This window comes from Nocardia sp. NPDC055321 (assembly GCF_053645575.1).
In genome coordinates this window covers 1-16,760 of the sequence record NZ_JBSHMS010000056.1, presented here as the reverse complement: position 1 = coordinate 16,760, position 16,760 = coordinate 1, and the positions used below count along the sequence as shown (strand labels likewise).

General features: G+C 66.9%; 17 protein-coding genes and 1 pseudogene. All 18 read right to left on the bottom strand.

Annotation, left to right across the window (positions count from 1 at the left end; genetic code table 11):
- Positions 1 to 413 precede the first annotated feature (413 nt).
- Positions 414 to 1,676 (bottom strand): UDP-N-acetylglucosamine 1-carboxyvinyltransferase, encoded by a 1,263-nt coding sequence (gene murA, locus ACWIGI_RS41140; RefSeq protein ID WP_454209121.1) that lies wholly within the window; start codon positions 1,674 to 1,676, stop codon positions 414 to 416.
- Between the two features lie 78 nt (positions 1,677 to 1,754).
- Positions 1,755 to 2,273 (bottom strand): annotated as a pseudogene (locus tag ACWIGI_RS41135) (cob(I)yrinic acid a,c-diamide adenosyltransferase); the annotation flags it as partial.
- Between the two features lie 57 nt (positions 2,274 to 2,330).
- A complete protein-coding gene (locus tag ACWIGI_RS41130; RefSeq protein WP_454209120.1) occupies positions 2,331 to 2,759 on the bottom strand; it encodes a DUF2550 domain-containing protein in 429 nt (142 codons plus the stop codon).
- A 149-nt stretch (positions 2,760 to 2,908) separates the two neighbouring features.
- Complete coding sequence (locus ACWIGI_RS41125) at positions 2,909 to 3,610, bottom strand: MspA family porin (RefSeq protein ID WP_454209119.1); 702 nt, start codon at positions 3,608 to 3,610, stop codon at positions 2,909 to 2,911.
- Positions 3,611 to 3,640: 30 nt separating this feature from the next.
- Positions 3,641 to 4,282, bottom strand: coding sequence for an MspA family porin (locus tag ACWIGI_RS41120; RefSeq protein ID WP_454209118.1), 642 nt, complete (start codon positions 4,280 to 4,282; stop codon positions 3,641 to 3,643).
- A gap of 267 nt (positions 4,283 to 4,549) precedes the next feature.
- Positions 4,550 to 4,948 carry a F0F1 ATP synthase subunit epsilon gene (locus ACWIGI_RS41115; protein WP_454209117.1) on the bottom strand — a complete coding sequence of 133 codons (399 nt, stop codon included), beginning with the start codon at positions 4,946 to 4,948 and terminating at the stop codon, positions 4,550 to 4,552.
- A gap of 6 nt (positions 4,949 to 4,954) precedes the next feature.
- Positions 4,955 to 6,397 (bottom strand): F0F1 ATP synthase subunit beta, encoded by a 1,443-nt coding sequence (gene atpD / locus ACWIGI_RS41110; protein ID WP_354986846.1) that lies wholly within the window; start codon positions 6,395 to 6,397, stop codon positions 4,955 to 4,957.
- A gap of 18 nt (positions 6,398 to 6,415) precedes the next feature.
- Positions 6,416 to 7,384, bottom strand: a complete 969-nt coding sequence (locus ACWIGI_RS41105; protein ID WP_454209116.1) for a F0F1 ATP synthase subunit gamma — start codon at positions 7,382 to 7,384, stop codon at positions 6,416 to 6,418.
- Positions 7,385 to 7,438: 54 nt separating this feature from the next.
- Complete coding sequence (gene atpA, locus ACWIGI_RS41100; RefSeq protein ID WP_454209115.1) at positions 7,439 to 9,079, bottom strand: F0F1 ATP synthase subunit alpha; 1,641 nt, start codon at positions 9,077 to 9,079, stop codon at positions 7,439 to 7,441.
- 62 nt (positions 9,080 to 9,141) lie between these two features.
- Complete coding sequence (locus ACWIGI_RS41095; protein ID WP_454209114.1) at positions 9,142 to 9,954, bottom strand: F0F1 ATP synthase subunit delta; 813 nt, start codon at positions 9,952 to 9,954, stop codon at positions 9,142 to 9,144.
- 19 nt (positions 9,955 to 9,973) lie between these two features.
- A complete protein-coding gene (locus ACWIGI_RS41090; RefSeq protein ID WP_454209113.1) occupies positions 9,974 to 10,528 on the bottom strand; it encodes a F0F1 ATP synthase subunit B in 555 nt (184 codons plus the stop codon).
- Positions 10,529 to 10,544: 16 nt separating this feature from the next.
- Positions 10,545 to 10,790 (bottom strand): ATP synthase F0 subunit C, encoded by a 246-nt coding sequence (locus tag ACWIGI_RS41085; protein ID WP_454209112.1) that lies wholly within the window; start codon positions 10,788 to 10,790, stop codon positions 10,545 to 10,547.
- A 76-nt stretch (positions 10,791 to 10,866) separates the two neighbouring features.
- Entirely contained in the window at positions 10,867 to 11,715 is an 849-nt protein-coding gene (gene atpB / locus ACWIGI_RS41080; protein WP_454209110.1) for a F0F1 ATP synthase subunit A, read from the bottom strand.
- A 269-nt stretch (positions 11,716 to 11,984) separates the two neighbouring features.
- Positions 11,985 to 12,413, bottom strand: a complete 429-nt coding sequence (locus tag ACWIGI_RS41075; protein ID WP_454209108.1) for a hypothetical protein — start codon at positions 12,411 to 12,413, stop codon at positions 11,985 to 11,987.
- Positions 12,414 to 12,424: 11 nt separating this feature from the next.
- Positions 12,425 to 13,597, bottom strand: a complete 1,173-nt coding sequence (locus tag ACWIGI_RS41070) for an MraY family glycosyltransferase (protein ID WP_454209106.1) — start codon at positions 13,595 to 13,597, stop codon at positions 12,425 to 12,427.
- Between the two features lie 11 nt (positions 13,598 to 13,608).
- Positions 13,609 to 14,274: an L-threonylcarbamoyladenylate synthase gene (locus ACWIGI_RS41065; RefSeq protein WP_454209104.1), complete on the bottom strand. Its 666-nt coding sequence runs from the start codon at positions 14,272 to 14,274 to the stop codon at positions 13,609 to 13,611.
- A 191-nt stretch (positions 14,275 to 14,465) separates the two neighbouring features.
- On the bottom strand, positions 14,466 to 15,338 hold the full coding sequence (gene prmC / locus ACWIGI_RS41060; RefSeq protein WP_454209102.1) for a peptide chain release factor N(5)-glutamine methyltransferase: 873 nt from the start codon (positions 15,336 to 15,338) through the stop codon (positions 14,466 to 14,468).
- A 228-nt stretch (positions 15,339 to 15,566) separates the two neighbouring features.
- Positions 15,567 to 16,646, bottom strand: coding sequence for a peptide chain release factor 1 (prfA, locus tag ACWIGI_RS41055; protein WP_454209101.1), 1,080 nt, complete (start codon positions 16,644 to 16,646; stop codon positions 15,567 to 15,569).
- Between the last annotated feature and the right edge of the window lie 114 nt (positions 16,647 to 16,760).

Sequence of the window (16,760 nt, the reverse complement as noted above, 5' to 3'; positions counted from 1 at the left end):
GACACACTATTGAGTTCTCAAAGAACACACGCACACGGAACTTCGCGGGCTCTTTGTCCCGGTCGGTCTCCGTGGCTGCTTCCAAAGCTTAGCTCGCAACCTGGCAGAAACAAAATCGCCTGCTAGGTGGAGCCAATGTGAACATCAGGCGCTCCTCGTACAACCTCGTTCACCCGGTTCCCGCGCTGAGCCTCTCGGCTCGGCGGCTCGGCCCCTGGTCGGTGTCCGTGTCGCTCTGACCTGGAATAAGTTACGTGGTGGTTGTTCGCATGTCAAATCGCCTGTTCAGGAGGGGTTTTCGCGAAGCGCTCCCGACCCCTGCCGTTCAGCTGCCCGTCGATTACCCCGGTGCGCGCCGGCGAAACCGGTTCGCGCGCCTGGAAATACCGACTAGTCGGCACTACCGGCGTCGATCAGTCCGCCGCGCCGACACGCTCGATCTCCGCACCCAGCGACCGCAGGTTCTCCACGAAATCCGGGTAACCCCGGTCGATGTGGAACACGTCGTGGACCTCGGTCACCCCGTCGGCCACCAGACCCGCGAGCACCAGACCCGCGCCGGCCCGGATGTCCGAGCTCCACACCGGCGCGCTCGACAGCCGCGGAATACCGCGCACCACAGCGTGATGCCCATCGGTGCGGGCGTCGGCGCCCAGGCGGATCATCTCCTCCACGAAGCGGAACCGCGCCTCGAAGATGTTCTCGGTGATCATCGAGGTGCCGTCCGCGATCGCGGCCAGGCCGATGGCCATGGGCTGCAGATCGGTGGGGAACCCCGGGAACGGCAGCGTCGAGAAGTTCACCGCGCGCGGCCGATCGGACTGCACGACACGAAAACCGTCTGGTTCGAACGAGATTCGCGCACCGGCCGACCGCAGCTTGTCCAGGACCAGTGACAGATGCTTCGGATTGATGCCGGTGACCCGGACATCGCCCTGCGTCATGGCCGCGGCGATACCCCAGGTGGCCGCGACGATGCGATCGCCGATGACGCGGTGCTCGATCGGGGCGAGCTTGTCCACGCCCTGGATGGTCAGCACCGAGGTGCCGGCACCGGAGATGACCGCGCCCATCCGCGACAGCATCGTGCACAGGTCCACGATCTCCGGCTCGCGCGCGGCGTTGTCGATGACCGTCTCCCCCTCGGCGAGCACCGCCGCCATGAGGATGTTCTCGGTCGCGCCCACCGACGGGAAGTCCAGGCGGATACGGGCGCCCTGCAACTCCTCCGCCCGCGCCACCAGACAACCGTGCTCGATCTCGCTGGTCGCGCCGAGCAGCCGTAGCCCCTGCTGGTGCATGTCCAGCGGCCGCGATCCGATGGCATCGCCGCCCGGCAGCGCCACCACCGCGCGTTTGCAGCGCGCCATCAGCGGACCCAGCACGCACACCGACGCGCGGAACTGGGTGACCGCCGGGAAGTCGGCGTGGTACTTGGGCTCCGGCGGCGTCGTGATGGCGACCGTCCCGCCGACGATCGTGACATCGCAGCCGAGGCCGCGCAGTACGTCTGCCATCAGCGGCACATCCAGGATGTCCGGGCAGTTCGTGATCGTCGTCGTGCCTTCGGCCAGCAGCGCGGCGGCCATCAGCTTGAGGACGCTGTTCTTCGCGCCGCCTACCGCGACCTCACCGACGAGCCTGCTGCCCCCGGTCACCAGAAACCGTTCACTCACGGGGGTCAGCCTAGTGGCCGTCTCCGCGCTCGTGGCCTCTCCGCCCGGCCGCCAGAGGATGTCGCCATCCGGGTTGGCCACCCGGCCCAGAATGAACAGCAGGTCGGACAGCCGGTTGAGGTACTTCGCGGGCAGTGCGCTGGTGTCCTCGGGGTGCGCGTCCACCGCCGCCCACGCCGAGCGTTCGGCGCGCCGCGCCACCGTGCGCGCCGTGTGCAATAGCGCCGCGAGCGGGGTGCCGCCGGGCAGAATGAACGAATTCAACGGCGCCAGAGGCTCATTGAACTCATCGCACCATTTTTCGAGGCGGTCGATGTAGGGCTGGGTGATGCGCAGCGGCGGATACTTCGGGTCCTCGACCACGGGGGTGGACAGGTCCGCGCCGGCGTCGAAGAGGTCGTTCTGGACGGCGCGCAGCACCGTGCGGATCCGCTCGTCCGGATCGCCGAGCGAGATGGCGACGCCGAGCGCCGCATTGGCTTCGTCACAGTCGGCGTAGGCGATCAGCCGGGGATCGGTCTTGGACACCCGCGAGAAGTCGCTGAGTCCGGTGGTCCCGTCGTCGCCGGTACGGGTGTAGATCCTCGTCAAGTGCACACTCACAGGGCCCAGACTAGCCGCGCACGGACGGCGGCGAACCCCGATGCGGCGCGGCTACCTGCGGCGGCGGATGCGCTCGGACGGCCGGGACTCGACCCAGGACAGGAACGCCGCGAGCGCGCCACGATCCAGCGCCAGCTCGTAGCTGCCGTCACTGTCGGAGATCATGACGATGGCCTCGTCGGTCATGATGTCGTACTCGTCGCCCTGGGGACTGCGGCGGTTGCCCACCTCGATGTCCAGGCGGCGGATAGCACTGTCCGGGCCGAGCTTGAGACTGGAGAGTTTGTAGAAGACGAGGTTGTCCTCGCCGTACCGGATCAGACCGTGCCGCCAGCCCCCACCATGCCCGCGAGCGGGGAGAACCCGCAGCAACGCGGCGGTGCCACCGCGGCGGAGCATGATCAGGCGATAGGTCGAGGCCAAGGCCAAACCGACAAGCAGCAGCACCAGAATGATCAGGACCACCATCCCAGTTCGCAATGCTGCTCCGTCTCTTCACATCCGCGTGGCCGTCGAGCTCGGCCGGCAAAAGCCGGGCCCCGTGTTTGGTCGATAGTAGCGACCGCTCCGACACGAGGTCCGGCCATCCACCGAATGTGACGTATGCCCTGCTCAGCTCACCTGCGGCTTCAGCCCATGGAGAACGGGGCGCCCCACAGCACGACATCGCCGATCTGTGTCTCGGTGCCCACCGAGGCGACGACGAACGCGCGCGCCTGGGCGTAGCCGCCGCAACCGTTCACATCGAAGGTCTCGTCGAACCAGGTGACGCTGGCGTGCGGGCCCGGCACCTTGTTGCGGCGGTAGTGGATCTCGTTGCCGTAGTCGTCGGGCTGCTCGAGATCGAGCATCATGCGGGCCACCGATTGCCCGGGCCCGAAGGTGATGCCGGTGCCGACGGACTGCGCCAGCGCCATGGGGGTGGTCGGGTCGCCGTCGGCGTCCACGCCCTGCCCGTTGTTGTTCCCGCTGATCGTGCCGATGTCCACCTGGCAGCCGACGAGGTAGCCGGGGGTGATCTTGATCGTGCTCTTCTGCGCACTGGGGCCGGACACGTCCACCACCCCACGGCCGGACACCCATACGTTGCGATGCACCGGTGTCGAGCCCATCGACGGGCTGATGCGCGCCGACTCCTCCTCGAGCCGCACGGTCACCACCGAACCGTCCACCAGCGTGCGGCTGATGCTGCCGCCCGGGAGTGGAATGTCGGTGTCCGCGTGCGCCCGGCCCGGCTGGACCGGGCACAGCACCGCCAGCGACGCGACCGCCAGACCACCGGTGAGGACTCCGAAAGCCTTGCCGCCCACAATCTTTCCCGTCCCGAACATACGATCCCTTCGCAATCGAGGCGGGCACGCTCAGCCGAGGCTGAACGGCTGCCCGTACAGGCTGATCTTCTTGTAATCCGCGCCGATGATTTCGACCACCGAGAATTGCCGGGCCTGCGCGTATCCGGCACAGCCCTGAACCTCCATGGGCGCGTCCTGATACTGAATGTGATAGGTGCCACTCTTCGGCATATCGATATTGTCGATCGCGACAAATGCGACCTGCCCCGCCGACAATGGGAAATTCAAGCCCGCGGTGACCATCGGCTGGGCACCGAGCGTGACCGCTTCATTGGCGCCCAGCGCGCCGAGCGCGACCTGGCAGCCGACGATATAGCCGACCGTCAGACCGGACGCGCCGTGCGTCGAGGAACCATTGGTACCCGGCTGATTCTGGGCGCCGTTATTGGGCCCGATCACCCCGTCCGGCGTCTCCACCTCGGCACTCACCGTGCCGGTCACCCAGGCCGTGCGGCCGGCGCCGTTCGCCGCCAGGGAGGGCGAAATGATCGCCCGCTCACCGACACTCGTGATCCGGACGCCGGGACGCTCGATGTGACCATCCGGCAGCGCCACCGTGACATCCGCCGCGGCGGTTCCCGGCGTGAGAAATCCGAGCACTATCGCGGCGGCCGCGGTGATACTCCATCGACCGATCCGAAATACGTTCATTCATCCCTCGCTCATCGTCGCGAGGCCGCACTCCACCGAAACCAGAGGCGACCACGCTGCGCCAACTCGTTGAGGTAATGCCGAAAAACTCAGAGGTAACTGGAAGTCCAGGAATAGCTCGGCTCTGCGCGAATGTTTCAGATCACATTCGACGCCGGTGCCCGAGTGTAAACGACAAGAGCGGCGATCCCGGGACATTTCCCGGAATCGCCGCTCGTTTGCCGAGTGGAAACTCGAATCAGACTCGGAAGCCTGCCTTTACAGCGATCAGGCTTCGGCAGCCTTCGCCAGGGCACGAATCTGCCCCTGCGCCTTGGCCTGTGCGGCCGGGCTCGCGTCGGCGTCGGCGAGCACGGCCTTGGCGGCCGCCTCGTCGATGTCGGCGGCGAAATCGGCGGTCTCGGCCAGCACCCGCACCGAAGTGCCGGTGACGGAGAAGAATCCGCCGTGCACGGCCGCGACGATGCGCTCGTCGCTGTCGGACACGATGGTCACCGTGCCGGCCTCGACCAGCTGACCGAGCAGCGGTTCGTGGCCGGCCAGAATGCCGATCTCACCCTCGGTGGTCTGGGCCGAGACGAACTTCGCCCGGCCCGACCACAGCAGTCGCTCGACGGCGACCAGGTCAACGGACATGTCCCTTGAATCAGAAGACACAGTTGCCATGGGTGACTACTTCCCGGCGATCTTCTTCGCAGCGGCCTCGACGTCGTCCAGGCCACCGCAGGAGTTGAACGCCTGCTCGGGCAGGTGGTCGAACTCGCCCTTGCAGACGCGATCGAAGTCGTCGATGGTCTGCTCCAGCGGCACGACGGAACCCGGCTGGCCGGTGAACTTCTCGGCCACGATGAAGTTCTGGCCGAGGAACTTCTCCAGACGACGCGCACGGCCGACGAGGACCTTGTCGCCTTCGGAGAGCTCGTCCATACCGAGGATGGCGATGATGTCCTGCAGTTCCTTGTACTTCTGCAGGATCCGCTTGACCTCGTTGGCCACCTGGAAGTGACGGTCGCCGACGATGGACGCCTCGAGGATACGAGAGGTCGAGGTCAGCGGGTCGACGGCCGGGTAGATGCCCTTCTGCGAGATCGGGCGCGAAAGCTCGGTCGTCGCATCGAGGTGGGCGAAGGTGGTCGCCGGCGCCGGGTCGGTGTAGTCGTCGGCGGGGACGTAGATCGCCTGCATCGAGGTGATCGAGCGACCACGGGTCGAGGTGATCCGCTCCTGGAGCTGACCCATCTCGTCCGCCAGGGTGGGCTGGTAACCCACGGCCGAGGGCATACGACCCAGCAGGGTCGAGACCTCGGAGCCGGCCTGGGTGAAGCGGAAGATGTTGTCGATGAAGAGCAGAACGTCCTGGTTCTGCACGTCACGGAAGTACTCCGCCATGGTCAGGGCCGACAGGGCGACGCGCATACGCGTGCCCGGCGGCTCGTCCATCTGGCCGAAGACGAGGGCGGTGTCCTGAAGGACGCCCATCTCTTCCATTTCCAGGTGGAGGTCGGTGCCCTCACGGGTACGCTCACCGACGCCCGCGAACACCGAGGTGCCGGAGAACTCGCGAGCGATACGGGTGATCATCTCCTGGATCAGAACGGTCTTGCCGACACCGGCGCCACCGAACAGACCGATCTTGCCACCCTTGACGTACGGGGTGAGGAGGTCGATGACCTTGACGCCCGTCTCCAGGATCTCGGTCTTACCCTCGAGCTGGTCGAAGGCGGGCGGCTGGCGGTGGATGCCCCACTGCTCGCCGTCGCGGCCCAGGCCGGGGGAATCGAGGCAGTCGCCGAGCGCGTTGAACACGTGGCCCTTGACGACATCGCCGACCGGAACCGAGATCGGCTTGCCGGTGTCGCGCACCTCGACGCCACGCACCAGACCGTCGGTCGGCTGCATGGAGATGGTGCGAACGATGTTGTCGCCCAGGTGCTGTGCGACCTCGAGGGTCAGCGTCTTGGCAACGGACTTCAGCGCGATGTCAACGTTCAGCGCGTTGTACAGCTCGGGGATCGAACCGCGCGGGAACTCGACGTCCACGACGGGTCCGATGACGCGGGAGACGCGGCCAGTGCCGGCGCCAACCCGGGTCTCTGTGGTGACACTTGCGGTCATTGCTTCTTCTTCCTGGCTCTAGTCGCGGTCCGAGCTCGAAGCCAGCGCGTTGGCGCCGCCGACGATTTCCGTGATTTCCTGCGTGATTCCGGCCTGGCGCAGCGAGTTCGCGGTACGGGTCAGTGAATTCACCAGATCCGTCGCGTTATCGGTGGCCGCCTTCATCGCGGTGCGGCGCGCAGCCGACTCCGATGCCGCCGCGTCGAGCAGCGACGAGTAAATCCGAGTGTTGATGTACTTCGGCAGCAGCGCGCCCAGCAGGACGTTCGCATCCGGCTCGAACTCGTACTGAGCCGCAGCCTCGGCGTTGCCGTCCGAGAAGCTGTCCTCACCCAGTTCGAAGTTCTCGTCTACGTAGCTCACCTGGATGGGAGCCAGCCGGCGAACCTCCGGCACCTGCGACAGCATCGACACGAAACGCGTGTAGACGATGTGCAGTTCGTCGACGCCGGCGATGGTGCCGAGTCCGTTGGGCGCCGCGACCTCGCCGTCGGCGCCCGCCATGAACGCCTCGACCAGGTGGTTGCAGGCGGCGGAGGCATCGGCGTAGTTCGGCGACTGCGAGAACCCGGTCCACGCACCGTTGGTCTCGCGACCACGGAAGGTGTAGTAGGTCAGGCCCTTCGAACCCATCACGTACAGCACGGGCTCTTTGCCGTCGGCGCGCAGGGTGGTCAGCAGCTCCTCGGTGCGCTTGAGCACGTTGGAGTTGTAGCCACCGCACATGCCGCGGTCACTGGTGATGACCAGCACCGCAGCACGCTTCGCGTTCGGACGCTCGGTGAGCAGCGGGTGGTTGAGATTGCCGCTGGCGCTTGCCAATTCGGCGAGCACCTTGGTGATCTCTTCCGCGTACGGCTTGGCCGCCGCGACCCGGGCCTGCGCCTTGCTGATTCGCGATGTCGCGATCAGTTCTTGCGCCTTGGTGATCTTCTTGATCGAGCTCACGGAACGAATTCGGGAGCGCAGTTCGCGCACGCTAGGCATCAGTCACACTCCCTTCGTTACTCGAGACAGTCATTCGCATCAGCTTCGCCGCTCTTACTTCTCGACGTGCTTGCGAGTGACGGACAGCGACTCGACCTCTTCGTGATCGAGCGCGCCGGCCTCGGCCTCGTTGACCACGCGGCTGCCGTCCGAAGCCAGGAAGCCCTGCTTGAACTTGTCGGTCGCGGCCTTGATCGCGTCGGCGGTGTCGCCCTCGATCTTCTTCGCGCCGCCCTGCAGGGCGTCGAAGGACTCCTGCACGGAGCTGTGCAGGAACTCGAGCAGCTCGGAGTTGAAGCGACGGACGTCGCCGACCGGCACCGAGTCGTAGTAGCCGGCGTCGACCAGGAACAGCGAGACGACCTGGTCCTCGACCGCGACCGGGGCGTACTGGTCCTGCTTGAGCAGCTCGACCCAGCGCGCGCCGCGCTCGAGCTGCGCCAGGGAGGCCGCGTCGAGGTCGGAGGCGAAGGCGGAGAACGCCTCGAGCTCACGGTAGGAGGCGAGCTCCAGACGCAGCGAGCCGGCGACCTGCTTCATGGCCTTGGTCTGCGCGGCGCCACCGACACGGGAGACGGAGATACCGACGTTGATGGCCGGGCGGACACCCTTGTTGAAGAGGTCCGACTCGAGGAACACCTGACCGTCGGTGATGGAGATGACGTTGGTCGGGATGAACGCCGAGACGTCGTTGGCCTTGGTCTCGATGATCGGCAGCGCGGTCATGGAACCGGCACCGAGCTCGTCGGACAGCTTGGCCGAACGCTCGAGCAGACGCGAGTGCAGGTAGAAGACGTCACCCGGGTACGCCTCGCGGCCCGGCGGGCGGCGCAGCAGCAGCGAGATCGCGCGGTAGGCCTCGGCCTGCTTCGACAGGTCGTCGAACACGATCAGGACGTGCTTGCCCTGGTACATCCAGTGCTGGCCCAGGGCCGAACCGGTGTACGGCGCCAGCCACTTGAAGCCGGCGGAATCAGAAGCCGGCGCGGCGACGATCGTCGTGTACTCCATCGCACCGTGGGCCTCCAGCGCGGCCTTGACGCCCGCGATGGTGGAACCCTTCTGGCCGATCGCGACGTAGATGCAGCGCACCTGCTTGGTCGGATCGCCGGTGGCCCAGTTGGCCTTCTGGTTGATGATGGCGTCGATGCAGACCGCGGTCTTGCCGGTCTTGCGGTCGCCGATGACGAGCTGACGCTGGCCGCGGCCGATGGCGGTCAGGGCGTCGATCGCGGTGATGCCGGTCGCGAGGGGCTCACCGACGGGCTGACGCTCCAGCACGGTGGCGGCCTGCAGCTCGAGCACGCGACGCTCGTCGGCCTCGATGTCGCCGAGGCCGTCGATGGGGGCGCCCAGCGGGTTGATGACGCGACCGAGGAACTTGTCGCCAACGGGGACCGAGAGCACGTCGCCGGTACGGCGGACCTGCTGGCCCTCCTCGATGGTGTCGAACTCACCCAGGATGACGGCACCGATCTCGGTGTCCTCCAGGTTCAACGCGACGCCGAGCTTGCCGCCGGGGAATTCCAGCAGCTCGTTGGCCATCGCGGACGGGAGGCCGCTGATGTGGGCGATACCGTCGCCGGTGTCGGTGACCACGCCCACTTCCTCGATGGAGGTTTCCGGGGTGTAGCTCTGGGTGTAGCTCTCGATCGCGCTACGGATCTCATCGGGGGAGATCGTCAGCTCCGCCATGTTCTTCCTGCTCTCGCTGTGGTCTCGTAAGTCGGTGTGTAAGTGCGCTTCTCGGCCGTGTCTCAAGCGAGAGACTGGCGCAAGCGCTGCAGTCGGCCGACGGCGCTGCCGTCGATCAGGTCGTCGCCCACGCGCACGACGACGCCGGCCAGCAGGCTCGGGTCTTCCTGCACATGCACCGTGACGGGCTTGTCGTAGATGCGCTGCAGCGAAGCAGCGAGCTGCTCGCGCTGCTGCGTCGTCAGGGCAGAGGCGGCGCGCACGTGCGCCACGATCTGATCCCGGAGCGACGCCGCCAGGTCGGACAGGTGGTCGAAAGCCTCGCCGATGTCGCCCTTCTTGCTGCGAGCGACGGCCTGCTGGACCAGCTCGAGGGTGATCTCCTCGACCTTGCCCGCGAGCAGACGCTGCACCAGGTCACGCTTGGCAGTCAGCGACTGGCCGTGATCGGTCAGCGCCTGCTCCAGCGCGGGGTTGTCGTCGACGATCCGGCCCAGCCGGAACAGCTCGTCCTCGACGGCGGTGAGGCGGCCGCGATCCTCCGCGGCACGCAGCAACGCCTCGCGGCCGAGCAGAACCAGGCTGTCGACCAGGTCGCGGGCACGGGACCAGTCCTGTGCCACCGCGGTGGTCAGCACCGCCTGGGTGGCCGCGCTGATCTTGCCGCCGAAGAGGCGCTCGGCCAGCTCGGCGCGGGCCGCGCTGGACACCGACTTATCCGCGAGCGCCACACGCAGCGAGCGCTGGTCGTCGAGGACGGCGACAACGGCGAACAGTTCGGAGCCCGTCGTGGCCGCGACGGTGTCGCTTCCGGTCAGAGCGGCCCGAAGAGCTTCCCGCGCACGGGAGCTCGCCTCGCGGCTCGCTGCGTACATGCTTCCCACTTTCGGTTCGTTACCTTCCGACCCCGATGCCGGCGTTCGAATCCAGCTCCGCGAGGAACCGGTCGATCGACGCCGACTGCTTGGCCTCGTCGGCCACCGACTGACCGATGATCTTCTCGGCCAAATCGACCGCGGTGCGGCCCAGCTCGGACCGCAGTTCGGTCACGATCTGCTGACGCTGCGCCTCCAGCTGGGTCTGACCAGCGGCGACGATACGGTCGGCCTCAGCCTGCGCATCGGAGCGCATCTGGGACAGGATGGTCTGGCCCTGGGTACGCGCTTCCTCACGGATGCGCGCGGCCTCGAGGCGAGCCTCGGCCAGCTGCTCCTGGTACTGCTGCAGGGTCGCCTGCGCCTCGGCCTGCACGGCCTCGGCCTTGGCGATGCCGCCTTCGATCTTCTCCGTGCGCTCGTCGAGCACCTTGGTCAGACGCGGAACCACGTACTTGTAGAACGCGAAACCGATGACCAGGAGGCAGACCGCAGACCAAAAAATGTCGTACGGCTCCGGGATGAGGGGGTTCTGTTCGGACCCCTCAGCCGCGAGCAAAGTCAGGTTGCTCATCGCTGATTATCCGGAATCAGAAGATGAAGCCGGCGACGAGGCCGATCAGCGCCAGGGCCTCGGTGAACGCGATACCGAGGAACATGGTGGTGCGGATGGTGCCCTGGAGCTCGGGCTGACGCGCGATGCCCTCGATGGCCTTACCGACGACGATGCCGACGCCGATGCCGGGGCCGATCGCGGCGAGGCCGTAGCCGATGGCGCCGAAGCCGGTGGACTTGGTCTCAGTCGCCTGCGCCAGGATCGAGAGGGTGCTGCTCATGGTGTTGTTTTCCCTTTCTGTCGCCCACCCGCCGTCGGCGTGTGAAGCAGGTTTGTGGAAATTTGGTACCGGTCGGTCAGTGGGAGTCGGCGTGCTCGGCGAGACCGATGTAGACAGCGGTCAGCAGCGCGAACACGTACGCCTGCAGGAAGACCACCAGCATTTCGAAGAGGGTGAAGCCGAAGCCCGCGAGCAGCGAGAACGGCGAGAACACCTTCATCCAGGAGGCGGCGTCGAACAGGAAGAACTGGGTGGCGCTGAAGAACAGCACCAGCATGATGTGACCGGCCAGCATGTTCGCCATGAGTCGGACGGTCAGGGTGAACGGGCGCAGCACGAAGGTCGAGATGAACTCGATCGGGATCAGCAGCAGGTGCAGGGCCGGCGGCACGTTCGGGACGACGATGCTCGAACGCATGTATTTCAGGAAGCCGTACTTCTTGATGCCGACGTAGTTGAACGTCACGTACGCGAGCACGGCCAGGGCCAGCGGGAATCCGATGCGGGCATTCGAGGAGATGTTCAATCCGGGAATGATGCCGGAGATGTTCAGGAACAGCACCGAGAAGAAGATCGTCGCGATGAGCGGGAAGAACTTCCGGCCGGTTTCCTTGCCGAGGATCTCGTCACAGATCTGCTCCTTGACGAACACCAGCGCCGATTCCGCGACATTCTGCAGCCCACGGGGAACCAGCTGCGGCCGGCGGAATGCCGCGAACATGACGGCCAGCAGAACGGCCGACATGAGGATGCGAATGAGCATCAGCCGATCGAGCTGAAAAAGTGTCCCCTCGAACAGCACTGCTGGAGGGAAGAAGTCGTTAAGCGACGGCGCGTGGAACTCGCCCGCAAGAATGGTGACGCTCAGCGTTCTCTCCCGTGGTCGGGCCGCAAGAGATTTCTTCCCTGCGGTTCGATCGGACATTGACGATCTGGTGGTCGACTCAGGTCGGCTCGAAGTTCGTCAGCAGCTGTTCGGGCCAAGCCCGGGCGTCTGTACGCGCGTCGGCGACATCGTCGACGGTGCAGAACCGTGACCCTGCGGGTCCGGTACGGCAGTAAGCATAACCTGCTCTCAGGTGGGTCTCAGGTGACCCCCCCTAGTGCTTCGGTTGGCTACAGGTAAAGACTTTATCAAGTTATCTACGACAGCGTGTAGGGGGCCGTCTGAACAAGCGGTGAACTGCCCCGCGACTACAGCTCGCGGTCGACCTCTACGGTCGGAACCTTTTGGCGCAGAAGGCCGTACGTCTCCGCACCGAGCACGACGAGCAGTGCGCCGACAACCGTCAGGAACAGGGCGCCGGGGCTGTAGAAGTCGAAACGCCGCAGGACCGCGACGACCACCAGGGCCACCAGCAGCTTGCCCACCCAGCTGCCGAGCAGCACGATGCCCTGCAATCCGGACTCGACCTTCGCGCTGAAGAGCACCGAGGCGGCGGTCGTCAGAATGAACCCGCCGCCGATGGCGGCGCCGAGCAAGGCGCCCCACAGGCCGGGCATGCCGGCGACGATCGAGGACACAATCGACGAAATCACAACCAGCACAGCCAAACCGGCGATGCCGTAGCGCAGCGCGGCCCGCAGTGGGGCGTCGGGATCTGGTTCGGAAGGCTTGCTCACGTCCGGAAACCTTACCCGGCGGTTCTGTCGCCGACCCGGCCGGTCAGTCCGCGCCACGATGGGACCGCGGTCACGATGAGCGCGAAAACCAGCCCGGCCGCGAACAGCAGCACCACCAGTGTGCGATCCATCAATGACGTCCCGACGGCGCCGAATGCCAGCACGCTGACCCACAGGTAGATGAGCAGCACGACGCGGCGGTGCGAATGCCCGATCTGCAGCAAACGGTGATGCAGGTGCATTTTGTCCGGAGTGGAGAAACTCACACCGGCGCGCACCCGGCGCACGATCGCGAGCACGAGGTCGAGCACCGGAATGAACATGACCGCGCCGACCAGCAGCAGCGGCGACAGCAGGCCGACGATGTCGCGCGGGCCGTAACCCTGCAGCGGAATTCGGCCGGACGCGCCGGTGGACACCGCGGCCAGCATCAATCCGATGAGCATGGAGCCGGTGTCGCCCATGAAAATTCGGGCGGGCTGGAAATTGTGCGGGAGAAATCCCAGACAGCCGCCGGCCAGCGCGGCGGCCAGCAGCGCGGGCGGATAGGTGTCGGTCGCGCCGCCCACCTCGTAGAGCAGGCCCACCGTGAATACGAACACCGCGACCGAGGCGATGAACCCCAGGCCCGCGGCCAAACCGTCGAGACCGTCCACGAAATTCATGGCGTTGATCAATGTCACGGTGATGCCGACGGTGACCAGGCCGCCCTGCAGCGGATCCAGTACGACCGTCTCATTGGTGAAAGGGTTGTAGATGGCGACCCAGCTCAGGCCCATGACGGCCATCACGCCGGCCGCGGTGATCTGCCCGACGAATTTGGTGAGCGCGTCCAGACCCCAGCGATCGTCGATGATGCCGACCAGCACGATCAGCGTGCCCGCCGCCAATACCGCCGGAATGTCCTTCGGATACTCGAAGCCGCGGCGCAGCGCGGGCAATTGATGGGCGAACATGACCGCGGCGAGGACGCCCAGATAAATACCCAATCCGCCCATGCGCGGCACCGGCTTCACGTGCACATCGCGTTCGCGCGGCACCGCCACCGCGCCGAATCCGATTGCCATGACCCGGATTCCACCGGTCAGCAGAAAGGTGATGACGGAGGCGACGAGCAGCACCAACAGCAGCTCGCGCAGTGGGACGACCGCGCCCTGGCTGAATACGCCCTGACTCAACAGCATCTAGGCGGCCGTCACCGCTCACCGGGCGAGCGCAGTTCCTCGGGCGACATGCCCAGGACTTCCGCGACCTTCTCCACCGGGATCGCGCCCTCGCGCAGGACCCGCGGGGCGTCCGAGGTGAGGTCGACGATGGTGGAGGCGACGGCGTGATCGGCCGGGCCGCCGTCGAGGTACACCCCGACCAGCTCACCCAGTTGCGCCTTGGCCTCGTCGACGGTCTTGGCGGGCGGTTGCCCGGAGACGTTCGCGCTCGAGACCGCCAGCGGGCCGACCTCGCGCAGCAGTTCGAGCGCCACCGGATGCAGCGGCATGCGCAGCATGACCGTGCCGCGGGTGTCGCCCAGATCCCAGGCGAGCGAAGGTGCCTGCTGCACAACGAGACTCAAGCCGCCGGGCCAGAAGGCGCGAATGAGGTCGCGGGCCTGCGGGCGCACCGAGAAGACGAGTCCGTCGATGGTGGTCCAGGAACCGACGAGCACCGGCACCGGCATGTCCCGGCCCCGGCGCTTGGCGGCGAGCAGCGCGCTGACCGCCTGGCTGTCGAACGCGTCGGCGGCCAGGCCGTAGAGGGTGTCGGTGGGAATGACGGCCAGCCGCCCCGATTTCAGCGCACTCCGGGCCGCGATCAGTCCGGCGGCTCGTGAATCGGAATCGGCACAGTCGTAGACGGTACTCACGCGCAACATCTTGGCACGAACGCCGGAGAACGCCATCGCCGCCGCCGGGTTTCGCGATCGAATCCGGGATCCGCGCGGTGCGAGCGCACTCCGGGAGGCTGGTCCGTTCGTTCCTGAATTTCGGACCGGATGGGCATCCGGTCGGAGAACAGGGCATGCGCGGAACCGTGCCCACGGTGCGACCGCTCGTTTCAGTGCGCGGTCGGCAGGACGGCGGCGCGGGCCACGACGAAGCGGGGTTTGCCCGCCAGGTCGGGGTGTTCGACCACCTCGGTGAAGCCCGCGGCGGTCAGCAGCGCGGCCACGCCGGAGCCGTTGGTGTCGTCGTGCTCGATCGCGACCACGCCGCCGGGGCGCAGGAGGCGGGCGATGTTGGGGATCATCGGGCGGATGACGTCGAGGCCGTCGGGGCCGCCGAACAGGGCGCGGTGCGGATCATGGTCCGCCACTTCGGGATCCAGAATCGCGGCCTCGGGAATGTAGGGCGGATTGGATACCAGGACGTCGACCCGGCCGGTGAGATGTTCCAGCAGGGCGGGATCGGTGACGTCGGCGGCGTGCAGGTCGATGGGGGTGTCGCCCTCGTCGGCCAGTTGCAGGGCGTTGCGGCGGGCCCACGCCAGCGCCTCGGTGTCCAGTTCCACCGCGTGCACCTGGGCGTCGGGGCGGGCGTGCGCGATGGCCAGGGCCAGGGCGCCCGACCCGGTGCACAGATCGACCACGATCGGCTGATGCTCGTGCCCCGCCGCTTCGAGTTGCGCGAGCGCCCAGGCGAAGACGAGTTCGGTTTCCGGGCGCGGCACGAAAACGCCGGGCCCGACCGCGAGATCGATCTCCCCCATCGCCGCGGTACCCGTAAGGTGTTGCAGCGGAACGCGTTCGGCCCGACGATCGACGAGTTTGCGGAACTCCTCGAGCTGGTCGGCGGTCACCGCGGGCACCAGCACCAGGCGCATGCGGTCCACGCCGAGCACATGGGCGGCAAGGTGTTCGGCGTCGGCCTCGGGACTGGGCACCCCCGCGGCGCGCAGCGTGTCGACCGCCTCGCGTATCGCCGGACGCAAGGGTGCGCGTGTATGCGCCGGCTCCCCCGAACTGTTGCCGATCACGTGGCAGCCTCGCTTCTTCTGGTTCGCCGTCCCGGGCCCGGACCGGATGGCCCGGGAGCCGCCGCCCGGCGCCGACACATGCCGCGACAGGTGCGGAAATCGTCCCGGGACGCACCGGGAGTTACCCATGTTCTCACGGATTCCGCCCGCCGGAGCGCCGGTCGCGCGGGGTCCCGGCGTGCCTTATTCGGCGGCCAGGCGCGCCGCGCGATCGGCCTCGCCCAGGGCGGTGAACAGGTCGTCCAGACCGCCCTGCAGCACGGCGTCGAGGTTGTGCGCCTTGAAACCGATGCGGTGATCGGCGATGCGGTTCTCCGGGAAGTTGTAGGTGCGAATCCGCTCGGAGCGGTCGACCGTGCGGATCTGGGTGGCGCGCCCGGCGGCGGCTTCCTGATCGGCCTGCTCCTCGGCCAGGGCCTGCAGGCGCGCGGCGAGCACCTGCATGGCGCGCATCTTGTTCTGCAGCTGCGAGCGCTCGTTCTGACAGGTCACCACGATGCCGGTGGGCAGGTGGGTGATGCGCACCGCGGAGTCGGTGGTGTTGACGCCCTGGCCGCCCTTGCCGGAGGAGCGATAGACGTCGATGCGCAGATCCTTGTCGTCGATCTGCACCTCCTCGACCTCGTCGGGCTCCGGGTAGACCAGCACGCCGGCGGCCGAGGTGTGGATGCGGCCCTGCGATTCGGTGACGGGCACGCGCTGCACGCGGTGCACGCCGCCCTCGAACTTGAGCTTGGACCACACGCCGTCGCGGGAGGGCTCCTTGGCCTTGATCGAGATGGTGGCTTCCTTGTAGCCGCCCATATCGGTCGTGGTGGCGTCCAGGATCTCGACCTTCCACCCGTGCCGTTCGGCGTAGCGGATGTACATGCGGGCCAGATCGGAGGCGAACAGCGCGGATTCCTCGCCGCCTTCGCCCGACTTCACTTCCAGCACAACATCATCGGCGTCGTGCGGGTCGCGCGGGGCGAGCAGGTCGGTGAGCGCCTTCTCGTACTCCTCGACCTGGGCGCGCAGACCCGGGATCTCCGCGGCGAAGGAGGAGTCGTCGGCGGCCAGCTCCTCGGCGGCGGCCAGATCGTCCCGGGTGGAGGTCAGTTTGTTGTAGGCCGACATGATCGGACCCAGTTCGGCGAAGCGCTTGCCCACGCGCCGGGCCGCGCCCGGGTCGTTGTGTAGCGCGGGGTCCGCGAGCTGGGACTCGAGCCCGGAGTACTCGGCCAGAATGTCGTCGATCGCGGAGGGGGCCATCTTGTCGGCCATCGCGATTACTTCCTTCCATGAGACTTCATAACGTCGAGTGTCCGGACCCCAACCTCGCAGTTCGCGGCCCGCCCGGTTCTGGACTGAGTGGAGCGGGGGAGCGAAGCGGAGGAG